The organism is Pseudoalteromonas sp. 13-15 (genome assembly GCF_001468205.2).
GTDB lineage: Bacteria > Pseudomonadota > Gammaproteobacteria > Enterobacterales > Alteromonadaceae > Pseudoalteromonas > Pseudoalteromonas marina.
In genome coordinates, this window is the sequence record NZ_CP019162.1 from 346,488 (window position 1) to 360,786 (window position 14,299).

At 39.1% G+C, this 14,299-nt stretch carries 10 protein-coding genes; 4 read left to right on the forward strand and 6 right to left on the reverse strand.

Going from position 1 to position 14,299, the window contains the following annotated elements; all coding sequences use genetic code 11:
• Window positions 1-72 precede the first annotated feature (72 nt).
• The 5 genes from ATS72_RS01750 to ATS72_RS01770 form a co-directional block, all read right to left on the reverse strand.
• On the reverse strand, window positions 73-3,201 hold the full coding sequence (locus ATS72_RS01750; RefSeq protein ID WP_002962253.1) for an efflux RND transporter permease subunit: 3,129 nt from the start codon (window positions 3,199-3,201) through the stop codon (window positions 73-75).
• A gap of 10 nt (window positions 3,202-3,211) precedes the next feature.
• Window positions 3,212-4,108 carry an efflux RND transporter periplasmic adaptor subunit gene (locus ATS72_RS01755; RefSeq protein WP_058428656.1) on the reverse strand — a complete coding sequence of 299 codons (897 nt, stop codon included), beginning with the start codon at window positions 4,106-4,108 and terminating at the stop codon, window positions 3,212-3,214.
• A gap of 70 nt (window positions 4,109-4,178) precedes the next feature.
• The gene (locus ATS72_RS01760; RefSeq protein WP_002962255.1) at window positions 4,179-5,471 is read right to left on the reverse strand and encodes a TolC family protein; all 1,293 of its coding nucleotides are present in this window, start codon (window positions 5,469-5,471) and stop codon (window positions 4,179-4,181) included.
• A gap of 73 nt (window positions 5,472-5,544) precedes the next feature.
• The gene (locus tag ATS72_RS01765) at window positions 5,545-5,841 is read right to left on the reverse strand and encodes a hypothetical protein (RefSeq protein WP_232007049.1); all 297 of its coding nucleotides are present in this window, start codon (window positions 5,839-5,841) and stop codon (window positions 5,545-5,547) included.
• Between the two features lie 85 nt (window positions 5,842-5,926).
• Entirely contained in the window at window positions 5,927-6,826 is a 900-nt protein-coding gene (locus tag ATS72_RS01770; protein WP_002962256.1) for a cation transporter, read from the reverse strand.
• 156 nt (window positions 6,827-6,982) lie between these two features.
• Here ATS72_RS01770 and ATS72_RS01775 point away from each other — a divergent pair, with 156 nt between their 5' ends.
• The 4 genes from ATS72_RS01775 to ATS72_RS01790 all read left to right on the forward strand — a co-directional run bounded on the left by ATS72_RS01775 (window position 6,983) and on the right by ATS72_RS01790 (window position 13,174).
• Window positions 6,983-7,342: a hypothetical protein gene (locus tag ATS72_RS01775; RefSeq protein WP_227006932.1), complete on the forward strand. Its 360-nt coding sequence runs from the start codon at window positions 6,983-6,985 to the stop codon at window positions 7,340-7,342.
• Window positions 7,343-7,423: 81 nt separating this feature from the next.
• The gene (locus ATS72_RS01780; protein ID WP_010388430.1) at window positions 7,424-8,641 is read left to right on the forward strand and encodes a TolC family protein; all 1,218 of its coding nucleotides are present in this window, start codon (window positions 7,424-7,426) and stop codon (window positions 8,639-8,641) included.
• Between the two features lie 64 nt (window positions 8,642-8,705).
• Window positions 8,706-9,962, forward strand: coding sequence for an efflux RND transporter periplasmic adaptor subunit (locus ATS72_RS01785; RefSeq protein ID WP_010388432.1), 1,257 nt, complete (start codon window positions 8,706-8,708; stop codon window positions 9,960-9,962).
• Between the two features lie 11 nt (window positions 9,963-9,973).
• A complete protein-coding gene (locus tag ATS72_RS01790; protein ID WP_058428657.1) occupies window positions 9,974-13,174 on the forward strand; it encodes an efflux RND transporter permease subunit in 3,201 nt (1,066 codons plus the stop codon).
• Between the two features lie 461 nt (window positions 13,175-13,635).
• On the opposite strand, the gene nth is transcribed toward ATS72_RS01790, so the two are convergent.
• Window positions 13,636-14,298: an endonuclease III gene (nth, locus tag ATS72_RS01795; RefSeq protein ID WP_058428658.1), complete on the reverse strand. Its 663-nt coding sequence runs from the start codon at window positions 14,296-14,298 to the stop codon at window positions 13,636-13,638.
• Window position 14,299: the final 1 nt, after the last annotated feature.

Sequence of the window (14,299 nt, forward strand, 5' to 3'; positions counted from 1 at the left end):
AAATTTTGGAGCATACAATATAAAAAGCAGCTTAATTAGGCATAACTTAGTAATTAAGCTGCTTTTTTGCTTTTAGATTTCGTCGGATTGCTGTTTGTTACTCTCAGCGCCATGCGCCCATTGATATAAAATAGGCAATACAAACAAAGTTAAAATGGTAGAAGATACAATACCGCCGATAACAACTGTTGCTAGTGGTCGTTGTACTTCTGCACCAATTCCAGTGTTTAACGCCATTGGAATAAAACCTAAACTTGCGACCAGTGCCGTCATTAAAATAGGTCTTAAACGAATGATGGCACCTTCAATGATCGCTACGTATAGGTCGCCTTTTTCATGCCAAAGATCTCGAATAAAAGCCAACATAACCAAGCCATTTAATACTGCGACACCTGACAATGCAATGAAGCCGACACCTGCCGAAATTGATAAGGGCATGTCTCTTAAATAAAGTGAAAATACGCCCCCTGTTAATGCTAAAGGCACGCCACTGAAAATGATTAATGCATCTTTTAATGAACCAAATGCTATAATCAAAATACCTAGGATAACAACCAATGTTATCGGTACAACTAGGCTTAATCGCTTACTTGCTGATTCTAGTTGTTCAAACGTTCCACCATAATCAAGCCAGTATCCTGCTGGAATTTCTCCTTCCTGATTAATTTTAGCTTTAACTTCTTTTACAAAACCGCCTAAATCTCTACCACGAACATTGACGGTAACCACAACTCTTCTTTTTCCGTTCTCTCGGCTAATCTGCGCGGGTAAAGACTCTGATTTAAGCTCTGCAACTTCTTCAATTGGCACATAGTTACCATTCTCAAGTGGAAGCGGCAGATGCTTCAAGCTATCGATATCCGTTCTTATTTGCTCTGGTAGGCGAACAACTAACTCAAACCGTCTGTCACCTTCATAAATGATCCCCGCAGATTCACCGCCAATCGCAGTGGCAACCCAGTCTTGCAATTCGGTAACGTTCAATCCATACCTACCAAGCGCTTCTCGTTTAGGAATTACTGATAAAGATGGAACACCTGTGACCTGTTCTATTCGAGCATCAGCGGCACCATCCACGGTTTTCACAATATTTAGAATATCTTTTGCGGTAAGTAATAACCGATCCAAATCATCACCAAATATTTTGATGCCGACATCAGCTCTAACGCCAGAAATCAATTCATTGAAACGCATTTGAATAGGCTGAGTGAATTCATAGTTGTTGCCTGGAATGTTTTTCAGTACTTTTTCCATTTCTTCAACTAATTCACTTTTTGGTTTTGAAGGTTCGGCCCATTCTTTACGTGGTTTTAAAATAACAAAGATATCAGCAATACTCGGTGGCATTGGGTCGGTTGCTACTTCTGGTGTGCCAATGCGCGAGAATACTTTATCAACTTCAGGAAACGCTTTAATACGTTGCTCAAGTACTTCTTGCATTTCTACTGATTGCTCTAGGCCAGTCGATGGAATTCTTAATGCCTGTAGTGCAATATCACCTTCATTTAATTGAGGAACAAATTCTGTCCCAAGCGTAGTTGCTAACCAAAGGCTATACCCCATTAACAGCGTTGAGAATGAAACAATAATCCAACGAAATTTCATCGCCATTTTTAACAATGGTTCATAAATAGACTTGGTTGAACGAATAACTACACTTTCTTTTTCGCTGATTTTACCTTTCATAAACACAGCTACAGCAGCAGGAACCAGTGTAACTGAAAGGATCATTGCGGAAATTAACGCCATAACGACAGTTGCCGCCATAGGGTGGAACATTTTCCCTTCAACGCCAGTTAGCGTGAAAATGGGGATGTAAACAACAGTGATAATTGCCACACCAAACAAGCTTGGACGTATCACTTCTGAAGTGGCTTCAAAAACGGTATTTAGGCGTTCTCTTAAGTCTTGCCTATGACCGTTGTGTTGGGCCTGTGCTAACCTACGGACAGAGTTTTCAACGATGATTACAGCCCCGTCCACTATCAAGCCAAAGTCCAATGCGCCGAGACTCATTAAATTGGCAGATACTCCTGCTTGCACCATACCTGTGATTGTCATTAACATGGAAATAGGGATAACAGCAGCGGTAATGAGAGCTGCACGTAAATTTCCAAGTAGAATAAATAACACAACAATAACTAAAAGCGCACCTTCAACGAGGTTTTTGGTAACGGTTGCAATCGCTTTATCTACTAACGTTGTTCTGTCGTAAACAGGCTCTGCGGTAATGCCCTTTGGCAGAGATTTTTGTATTTCGCTGAGCTTATGTTCCACTTCTAAAGCAACGGTGCGAGAATTCTCACCAATCAGCATCATGGTTGTACCAAGCACTGTCTCAATGCCATTACGAGTAGCAGCCCCTGTTCTAAGTTCTTTGCCTATAGCAACATTGGCAACATCACTTATTTTTACAGGAATACCATCGTTCTTTTTGATGATGACATTGAGGATTTCATCCATTGTCGCAAGTTGCCCGATGGAGCGCACTAACACTTGTTGTCCGTTTTGCTCAATATAACCCGCGCCACGGTTATCATTATTTTTACGTAATGCATCAGAAACGTCTTCAAAGCTTACCTGATGAAAAAGTAATTTTTCGGGTTTCGGCGTTATATGATACTGCTTGTTATAGCCGCCGATGCTGTTGACCTCAATGACGCCTTTAACTTGAGCCAATTGCGGTTTAATGATCCAGTCTTGTATTTCTCTTAAGGCAATAGCGGTATAAGGCTCTCCATTAGGCATTTTAGCGTCAGGAGAAGCTTGTACGGTATACATAAATATTTCACCAAGCCCTGTGGAAATAGGACCCATCTCTGGCTCTAAGCCAGAGGGAATAACGCCTTTTATCGCAGCTAATCTTGCATTGATTAAGTTGCGTGCGAAATAAATATCGGTTCCCTCTTCAAAGATAACGGTCACCTGGGATAAACCATATCTTGAAAGAGAGCGGGTGTGAGACAGCTTTGGTAGTCCAGCTAATGCGTTTTCTACTGGAAAAGTTACCCTTTGCTCCGCTTCTAAAGGTGAATAACCGGGGGCAGAGGTATTTATTTGTACCTGTACGTTTGTTATATCTGGAACAGCATCAATGGGAAGTTTTTGATAACTCCACATACCAACGCCGATGATTACCATCAGCAAGCTTAATACTAAATAGCGCCTATTTATTGCAAGACGCAAAATTGATTCAATCATATTGCGTCTCCTAATCGTCGTCTTCTACTTCAGATTTCAAGATATCTGCTTTAATCAGATAACTGTTTTTGTTTACATATTCAGCGTCTTTACTGAGGCCATCAATGACCTCGATATAGTTTTTGTCTGAACGACCAAGGACAAGTGGTGCAAACTCGTACTCTTCATTTTCTTTTACAAAGACACCTAATTGTCCACCTAGCTCTTGTATGGCAACTTTCTCGACCGCTAAATCCACCTCAAATTGGTTTATCTTCACGTTGCCTTTTAATAATTGACCTGACGTTAGCTTTAACTCAGTGTTGTTTAATCGTACCCGTGCTAAAACATAAGGCTGATCTTTAGCTGGAATAATATTAGTGATGACTGAACTGAATGCGTGTTCACCTTGCTCAATATCAACATGCTGACCGACTTTGATTTGATTATATTGGCTGGTAAACACCTTAAATTCAGCCCACAAGGTGTCAAATTTGACGATTTCAAACAAGCTAGTGTTTTGCGTGATACCGCCAATATTTCCATTTCGCTGTAAAACAGTCCCAGAAACAGGCGATGTTATTTTATAAGTATTTAAGCTCTCATTAGATTCAATAACGGCTAATAGATCGCCTTTTTTTACCGTATCACCAACAGTGAAGTTTATTGTCTTTATAACGCCGTTATATCTAGCGCTAACTTGAAATAATTGTTCAGCGCCTATCGTCGTAGAGCCGTATACAGGGATAGTTTGGTTCAACGTTTTTGAAGCTAAATAGGCTGTTTCAACACCAAGCCTTTTTGCCATGTTATTGTTTATTTTGCTAATGCCTTCTTCGCCTTCATGTTCATCTTCACTAGCGATAACACTTTGAATGGGTGATAGATACCCAATAAAAATCAATAGTGCGAGTAAATAGTTTTTCATTTTGAATTCCTAAACGATTCAGTTAATCACTGAATCAATAAATTGTTATTAAACTTAAAGTGATGTTTATTTAGAGTGACAGCGCTTCGTTTGTTAGTTTTTCTATCTCTGCGCCATAAATTAGGGCAGCAGATGCCGCGTCAATAAGGGTTCGCCGAGCATTTAACAGCTCTTGTCTAGCCGATACATAATCAAGATATCCATATCGACCTTTTTGATAGGCGTCTTGAGTATCTTCCAGTGCATCTTCAAGCATTGGGATAACCGACTGCTTTAATGAATTAGCTGTTAATATGGCTTGTTTTCTATTGGAGTATGCTCGTAGTAAGTGATTTCTAAATCTTAACTTAGTCGCCTCTTTCTCTATGGCAACTTGGTCACGCTCTGCTAGCGCACTAGCGATTGCGCCAGAATTTCGCTTTTCAGCAAACAAAGGTAAGCTAAAGCCAGCGACCAGTGCCGTATCATTGGCTTCTTGAGAGCGCCTAACACCAACAGACCATTTGATATTGGCCGTTGACTCTGTTTTAGCCAACTGTAACTCGGCCTCTTTTAGTCGCTGCTCACTTGCATAAACTTGAATAGCAGGGTTTTTCTCTAATTTCGCAAAGAGACTACTAAAATCACTATCATTGCCAAACTGAAACAGATCTCCAGTTACTCTAGAGAATGACACTGATGTTTCTCCCCAGTAAGCTGATAAAGAAAGCTTTAGATATTCCAAGCGCTTTTGTTCAGATTGAAGGGTGAGGTTAGCCTGAGCAATAACTGCTTTTGAGCGTTTCACTTCAGCCTCAGGAGTAGCACCTGCGCGGTTACGCTGAGATACAATCTCTAAGGTTTCTTGTGCTAAGCTCAAAGCATTTTCTGCCAATATAACTCTTTGTTGGGCTGCAAGTACTTCCACGTACTTCTCAGTGACTTGAGCCATTAAATTAAGCGCAGAGACTTCTTTTTCAGCAGTGAGTAGTGTTCTTGATTTTGAAACAATTCCAATCCGCGCTGAGCGTTTATCTCCCATTTCGATAACCGAAGATAGAGCGACTGTTAATTCAGCACTGTCGAATGTATTAAATTCACCTGAGCCTGCAAAGTTCTCAGCTTCAAGCTCTAGTTCATAAGCAGGATTTAAACTTGCGATTTGTTCTCGTCCAATTAATGCCGTTTGCTTGAAATCAAATATTTTAAGTTCTGGATTTTGTTTAAGCGTCCACTGAATTGCCTCTTGAAGGTTTAACTGCTTCTCAAAGGCATAAACATTAAATGTAAAAAGTGACAAAGCGAGAAACGCGATATATTTAAGCCGAGGTGTTACACACCTTAAAATTGCTATCTTGCGATGCACACAGGTATTAAGTGCCATGTATACTTTCCTATAAATTTATATGTGATATTTAGGTCATTAACATTTGACCTTTCTTAATTTTCTATAAAATTTAGGCGTATTTAGGTGGGCGGAATGGCACCGAGATATAGCCTTTTAGCTCAGGGGAAACTAAGGCGTAGGTAGGGAAATATTCTATTGCTTGTAAAATATTACAAGAAGAATCTGTATTTAAAAATAACTGACAGCAGCAACAAAAATTACAATTATCAATTAAAGTTTGGCTATTACCCTCCTCAAATAAATTAGAGCTTTCAGGAGCTTTTAGCGGGGTAATAGACTCAGTTAGTGATATATTAAAAGAACTTTCAATTAAGTTTCCTTCAATCTCTTCTTGCGAAAAAAACACAGACTGCACCGCGATTAAAATCATTATCACGTATGATATATATGGTTTAAAATATGACGGGTGCATTCTTTTAACTACTTTCTACTTAAGACTTTAGCTGTAAGATGCGGCGAGCACCGTTTAAAACGACAACAGCAATAATCAAACCAATCACTAAATCTGGATAACGGCTGCTAGTTACTGTAACTAATAAGCCAGCTAAGATTACACCTACGTTTGCGATTACGTCATTTGCGGAAAAAATCCAACTCGCTTTCATATGAGCGCCGTCTTCTTTGTTGCCAAATATTAAAAACAGACAAGCAATGTTAGCGATTAGTGCTATTCCACCAAATATCATCATTAAAGAAGAGATAGGTTCACTACCGTAAATAAAGCGTCTTACGACTTCACTCAAAGCACCTAGCGCTAGAATAATTTGAAGTACACCAGATATATGTGCCGCTCTAAGTTTCATGCTTATGCTTTTACCGACAGCATATATAGCTAAACCATAAACAGCAGCATCAGCAAACATATCTAATGAGTCGGCAATAAGGCCAGCAGATTGCGCAATAATCCCAGCAATTACTTCTATAAAAAACATGACTCCATTAATGGCTAACAACCATTTTAGCGTTGATGCTTCTTTCATCTCATTTTTTTGGGCTAGATCTTTTGCTTTTGCAGCTTCGGTGCTGCAACTTTCTTTAGTTGATGCCAACTCTGCACCGAGATTGAGTTGTTGTAATTTTTTTGTTATCTCATCTAAATTTTCATCATGAAAAACCTTGACTAAACGGCTAGGAATATCAAATTGCAACCCAACTGAAGGCTCAATTGAGTCAAGTGCTAACCTAATCAATCTCTCTTCTGAAGGACAGTCCATTTGAGGTACTTTAAATGTACTGACAAACGCGCCACTATAGTTATCTAATTGTGTATCAATTTTTACATCTTCATTGGTAGAAGATGATTGACACTGACCACTACATTTTTCTGACATATTTAACATTCCGTAATAATATTAAAATAAGTATAAAATCTATAGTGGCTATAGAGTCAAATAAAAAATTATTTAATGTAAAAGCGTGGAAACTGAATTGAAAAGCTAGTTTAAGAAAATAGTTTCTGCTAGTATTTTAAATACTATATTTAACTGGTGATAACTTTGAACCTTAATGTTGTACTAAAAATGCTCTTGGTTATTTCGATTGTTTTACAATCGTTAACTGCTGTAGCATCCTCAACATCTGAGAATCACCAAATAGATATAGAGCACCTTCAAACTCAACATGATCATGCAGATGATCGAAATGTCTCAAATGATAATGTAGGTGATGAGCAGCATAATGAAAAAGATTGTCATCACTGCGGTCATTGCAGTGGCAGCCACTTATCTTGGATTTTAGTCAGTAATTCAAATACCACGGGCAAACTAAACATTATCAATAAAACGCCTTATCAAATTGATCAAACAAATACTTACCTTGAAGCGATACTTCGCCCACCCATTTCTTAATTAGATTGATTTTTAATGACCTATTTGTCCATGAGAAGGATAAAGGGTTCGTGTTTATAAATTAAAAAATTAAGAAGTTTTATGTATATATTTTTAAAAAATACAGGTTTAACCCTGTCTTTATGCATGGCTGTGAGTTTTTCAGTTGCCACTTATGGCAAACAGAAAAGTATTTCATGGCTAGATAGTCAAATAAATAAAGATCCCGAAGTTGTTGCGGCTAAAGAGTTACTTAATGCAAGTAATCATAGAGCCAAAAGCTTAACTCAAGCCGTATATAACCCAGAGCTTGAAGCAAGCTATGAAAAAGAAGGTGATTTTGATAATTACTCTATTGGTATCAGTCAAACGATAGATTTTTGGGATAAGCAATCAACAAATAAAACCATTGGTGAAATTGATGTTTATGCAAACCAGCAACAATTGTTATCTCTACTCGATTCTAAAAAGGCTAATGCCTTAACTGCATTAGTTAATTGGCAAGCAGCAAAAAAAGCTGCTCAGTTACTTTCAGAAAGAGAAGAGCAATTGCAAACGCTCGTTGGAATTGTTGAAGACAAACGAAAAGCTGGACTTCTAGAGCCACTTGACGCTGAGCTAGTCTATTTAAACTTGTCGCAAATTTTTAGTGAAATATCTGAGTCTCAAATTGCTTTGAAAAATGCAGAGGTAAAGGTTCAGGAGTTATTGCCTGATTGGACGCCTAATACTACCAATTTGTTTTCATTTACTTTTGGAGCAACAAGCTACTCATTTAACTCCCAGTGGGTTGAGGAACATCCAAAAGTTAAACTTGCTAGAGCGAAATGGAAGGGACAACAATCTAAAGCTCAACTAACCACTATGGAATCTAAAGCTAATCCAACCATTGGCGTTAGCGCAGGGAAAAGTGGAGATGAAGACTTGGTTGGTGTGACTTTTTCAATGCCTTTAAACATCAGAAATAACTATACAGATAATGTTAAAGCCGCTTATTCAGAAGCCATTGCAGCCGAGGCGAATTTTCAGTCGGTATATCGAAAGCAGTCTTTTGAAGCAAAAGCTAATTATGAATCGCTTAATGTCAGTAGAAAATATTATGAGCAATGGCAAAAACTGACAAAAGGCAGATTAGATAGCAGCGAAAACTTATTAAATAAGCGCTGGCAAGCTGGTGATATTAATACTTCTGACTACTTACTTGCATTAAATCAACGTGCGGAAGGGCTTCATGCAGGAATACGTTTGGAAAATCAATTCAAGCTTGCAGAAATATCCTTCATTTTAAGTATGGGTCAGTTATCCAAATTTGAGATTTGAGCGCTTTGTTTTTTCAGTAGCGAAAAACGAAATCTTAAATTTATTAAAAATATAGGTTACAAAAATGAATACAGTAATTAGTAAAAAATTTTTAGCCGTAGTAATTAGCAGCCTGTTAGTTGGGTTTACTACAAATCATGATGCTTTTGCACAGTCGTCAGATGGAACTGGTTCTGTCACAAACGTTTCGAAACAAGAAGAAAAAGAACATCAAGATGAGCATGAACACGAAAAGGGACATGAAGAAGATAAAGGTGACCATGACGAGCACGGCCATGAAGGTGGTAATAAAGAGGGAGAAGAAGAACATGAAGAAGGTATCACTATTGATCCAAAGAAGATGTCGCTTGCTAAAATTAAAGTGGAAAGTGTTAAGCCTGAATATCAATTTAGCTCCGTATATGCACCTGGCGAAATAAAAGCTAATGGCTATAAAAGTTATGTGGTATCACCACGTACAGAGTCAGTCATTATCAGTCGCCATGCAGCGCTTGGCGAGTATGTAGAAATAGGTCAGAAGTTAGTTACATTATTTAGTGAAGCAATGGCACAAGCACAAGCTGACTATTTAATCGCTTCAACCGAATGGCAACGTGTAAAAAAGCTGGGTAATAAGACGGTGAGTGAAAGTCGATTATTACAAGCTGAAACAACATACAATGCGAGCTATGGCAAGCTCATTGCTTTAGGGTTAACTGAAAAAGCAATAAATGGTATTTCTAACAAAGACATTAAAGCATTTGGGCAATATGCATTAACGGCGCACCGTGAAGGTGTCGTGCTTCAAGACGACTTTATCCAAGGGCAACGTGTTGATGCTGGGGATTCAGTCATGTTGTTAGCTGATGAAAAACAACTATGGGTTGAAGCAAAAGTTTCTCCAAATAAAAAGCTAAATTTATCAATTGATTCTCCTGCGGTACTTAAATTAGAAGGCCAGAGTTACAATGCCAAAGTTATCCAAGAAGCCCATACAATTGATCCCGTAACTCGTACAAGAATTATTAGATTGGGGGTACAGAATGCTGATGATAACCTTCATTCAGGTATGTTTGTAAAAGTTTACTTTCAGTTTGCCACAAAGCAGAAAGTGATGGCTGTGCCAGAAGAAGCATTGATCCGCAGCGCAGATGGTGATTGGACCGTATTTGTCGAAGACCACCCTGGAGAATTTAAAGCTGTAGAAGTAGAACTAGGCCGAGCCTTAGGTGATTTTAGGGAAATCATTGGCCTTGATAGTGGGACGCGAATTGTAACCAAAGGCGCATTTTTTGTTGCTTCTGAAATCGCTAAAGGCGGATTTGATCCGCATAACCACTAAGGAGCAAGACTATGTTTAATAAAATAATAGATTGGTCTGTTAATAATAGACTCCTGATTTTGATTGCGCTGTTTGCCACAATTGTCGGCGCAATTATGGTTATACCAAAACTAAATTTAGATGCCTTTCCTGATGTTACTAATGTTCAAGTTGCTGTAAATACTGAAGCGCCAGGACTAGCTGCTGAAGAAGTTGAACAACTCATTACGTACCCCATTGAAGCGGTCATGTATGCCTTACCTGATGTAGAACAAGTGCGCTCAATTTCTAAAACAGGCTTGTCTGGCGTCACGGTTGTTTTCAAAGAAGGCACCGACATTTACTTTGCAAGACAACTTGTATTTGAGCGTCTTCAAGCCGCAAAAGAACTGATACCAGAAGGTGTCGGCACACCCGAAATGGGGCCAAACACCTCAGGGCTAGGCCAAGTATTTCAGTACCTTCTTATTTCAGATAAAGATGCAGGCTATGATGCTATGGCACTCAGGAGTCTCAATGATTGGGTAGTAAAATTACTCGTTATGCCTGTCGATGGTGTTACTGATGTACTCTCCTTTGGAGGTATTGTTAGGCAGTACCAAGTAAATGTAGATCCATCTAAGCTTCTTTCTTATAACCTAACGCAAGAAGACGTTGTTGGTGCCCTAGATAACAACAATGCCAATGTTGGCGGATGGTATATGAACCGTGGGCAAGAGCAGCTTGTTATTAGAGGTGCAGGTTGGTTTGAAAGTGGTGACGCTGGTATTAGTAATATCAAACAAGTTCCCGTCAAAACAGTTGATGGGACAGTTGTGACGGTTTCGGATATTGCTAAAGTTGAAATGGGCAGTGAAATTCGTCAAGGTGCTGTCACAATGACGCGCAAAACCGAAGACGGTAAAGTCGAAAATTTAGGTGAAGTTGTCTCTGGCATTGTCTTAAAACGCATGGGGTCTAATACTAAAGCCACCATTGATGGTATCAATGCAAGAATCCCATTAATTAATCAAGCATTGCCTAAAGGTGTTCGCTTTGAACCATTTTATGATCAGGCTGATTTGATTGAAAAAGCCGTTGATACAGTAGTTGATGCACTATTACTAGCATTTATTTTCATCTGTATTGTATTAGCACTATTTTTAATGAATATACGTGCAACCTTCTTGGTATTAATATCTATTCCAATTTCAATTGGTATCGCGTTAATGATCATGGCTTGGTGGGGCATTTCTGCAAACCTTATGTCACTGGGTGGCATAGCGGTCGCTATTGGTATGCTTGTAGATGGCTCAGTGGTTATGGTTGAAAATATGTTTAAACATTTAAATAGACCTGACGCGACACATTCGAAATCGGTAAAGGAACGTGTTCCAACTTCTGACGCAGATCCGCACGATGTAGAACACGATGAGCACGGCATTAAATTACGTCTGCAAAATGCAGGTAAAGAAGTGGCTCGTCCCGTCTTTTTTGCTGCCTCGATTATTTTAGTCGTATTTGCGCCATTGTTCAGCTTTGAAGGGGTTGAAGCAAAGTTATTCCAACCTATGGCAATAAGCATCATCTTAGCCGTTGTATCTGCGATTGTGGTTGCGTTGTTTATCGTACCTGCACTGGCAACTTATTTATTTAAGTCAGGTGTAAAAGAGAGGGAAAGCTTTGTTCTTAGGCCATTAGACAAACTCTACAGAAAAGGGCTTACATTCGCACTAAAACGCACCAAATTAGTCATTTCAGCCGCACTTATATTAGTTTTCTCTGCCTTTGCATTAGTTCCATTAATTGGTACTGAATTTGTACCTGAGTTAGAAGAAGGGACGATAAACTTAAGAGCAACGCTTGCACCTTCTTCCAGTTTAGATACCGCGCTCACTGTGGCACCAATTCTAGAAGAAAAACTAATGGCTTTCCCTGAAGTAACCTATGCATTAAGCCGAATTGGTCGAGCAGAAATAGGTGGAGACCCAGAGCCTGTGAATAACATCGAAATTTACATAGGGTTGAAGCCTGTTTCTGAGTGGACCAGTGCATCTAATCGATATGAACTTCAAGGAAAAATGGAGAGATCTTTAGAAGAATTCCCTGGGTTGCTACTCAACTTTTCTCAACCTATTGCGACTCGTGTCGATGAGCTACTATCTGGTGTTAAGGCTCAGTTGGCGATAAAGTTGTTTGGGCCTGAACTTGAGGTACTGGCGGCTAAAGGTCAAGAAATAGAAACAGCAATTAAAAACATTGAAGGTGCAAGGGATGTTGCATTGGAGCAAATTGCTGGTGAAGCGCAATTGGTGATAAGTCCTAACAGGCAAGAACTATCGCGCTTTGGATTGTCTGTGAGTGACATAATGGAGGTTGTGCGTGATGGTATTGGTGGTGTTGAAGCCGGACAAATAATCAATGGTAATGAACGTTATGATATTTACGTTCGCATAGAGGAAGAGTACCGAAGTAACAAAGAAGCTATTGCTGATATTCGGCTTCAATCACCTACTGGTGCTTGGGTGCGACTGGGTGACGTAGCCTCAGTCTCATTTGAGTCAGGCCCACCACAAGTTAGACGCGATGATGTACAACGAAGAGTCGTTATCCAAGCAAATGTACAAAATCGAGATATGGGAAGCGTGGTTGCCGATATCAGAACGGTAATTGCTGAAAAGGTTGACTTACCTTCAGGTTATTCTGTTTCGATTGGCGGCCAGTTCGAAAGTCAAAAACGTGCTCAAAATAGGTTAGCTATAGTTGTACCTTTATCGTTAGCACTAATCGCACTACTACTTTACTTTGCCTTTGGTTCTGTTGGTCAAGCTATGCTGATATTGGTCAACGTGCCGCTTGCTGTAATTGGCGGAGTTTTCTCCTTATATTTATCTGGACAATACTTGTCTGTACCAAGCTCCGTTGGCTTTATTACCTTATTTGGTGTAGCGGTATTGAATGGGGTCGTTATGGTAGAAAGTATCAACCAACGTATTAAAGACGGTCTAGAAGCATCTAAAGCCGTTTTTGAAGGCGCTACTTCAAGATTAAGACCTGTACTTATGACTGCTATAACATCAGCTTTAGGTTTGATACCGATGTTAATGTCTAATGGTGTTGGTGCAGAAATACAGCGCCCCTTAGCGAGTGTTATTGTTGGCGGCTTGGTAACTGCAACACTGTTAACATTATTTGTTTTACCTGTTTTATATCGCTGGTTTTCAGAGAAAAAAATAAAAGAGCTATCCAGATAAAATGACTGTGAACTCTAACCCCACGCTAAAGTCACGTTTAGCGTGGGGTTATTGAGTAGATGAACGAAAAGAAAGATTAGATTTAACAATAAACTAATAGTCATGACTGCTTTGTCGGAATATTTGTCGTTAAACAGGCCAAAGCTAACTTCCGCTTTCGTATCTTTGCAGTCTTAATCTTTATGTGTCTCAAGGTCGGCTTATGGCACAAACCGGAAATAGCTTCCAATTAACTCCGTATTTAAATTTTAGGTTTTAGCTGGGCTCTAATTAATAAATCATAATCTATTTGCAACACCTCGCTTAAATTCAAACTATTCTGAAGTTAACGCAAATTTTCAATTTAATTGGTGCTGGCCGAATAAAGGCTCATATGAGAATCAAATCGCCAGCTTCTTAAATAGAAACTAAAGATGTGACCGTTAAAAGGTTTATGCTAATTAAAAAATAACTACTCTTAACTATGACTCAGTTTTCTCTTTATAGTCACACAAATCCTCAATTATACAACTTCCACATTTTGGTTTTCTCGCTGTACACGTATAGCGCCCATGTAAAATAAACCAATGATGGAGGTTAAACATAAATTCTTTCTTATTTGGCGTATTTTTAATTATAGCCTGTTCAGTCTGCTCAACAGTCTTACCCTTAGCGTAACCAGTACGGTTTGCAAGACGTTGGATGTGAGTATCTACTGCTAAAAAGTATCTACCTTCATTATCTTTTAGCCAGCCGAAGGCGGTGTTGAGTACCACATTTGCTGTTTTTCGGCCAACACCGGGTAGGGCTTCTAGGGCTTCGCGGTTTTCAGGTACGATGCTGTCATATTTATCTACCAATATTTGGCACATTTTATAAACGTTGGCAGCTTTAGAATTAAATAAGCCTATGGTTTTTATATAATCACGGAGTTTATCGTGGCCTATATCTAAAATAGCCTGTGGTGTATTTGCAACAGGGAATAGTTTTCTGATTGCTTTATTAACACCAACATCAGTGGCTTGCGCTGACAGTGTAACAGCAACAAGTAACTCGAACGGGCTTGAATATTCAAGCTCCGTTTCTGGGTTTGGGTTGTTATCGCGCAAGCGTGTAAGTATTTGGTAGCGTTTTTCTTTATTCATA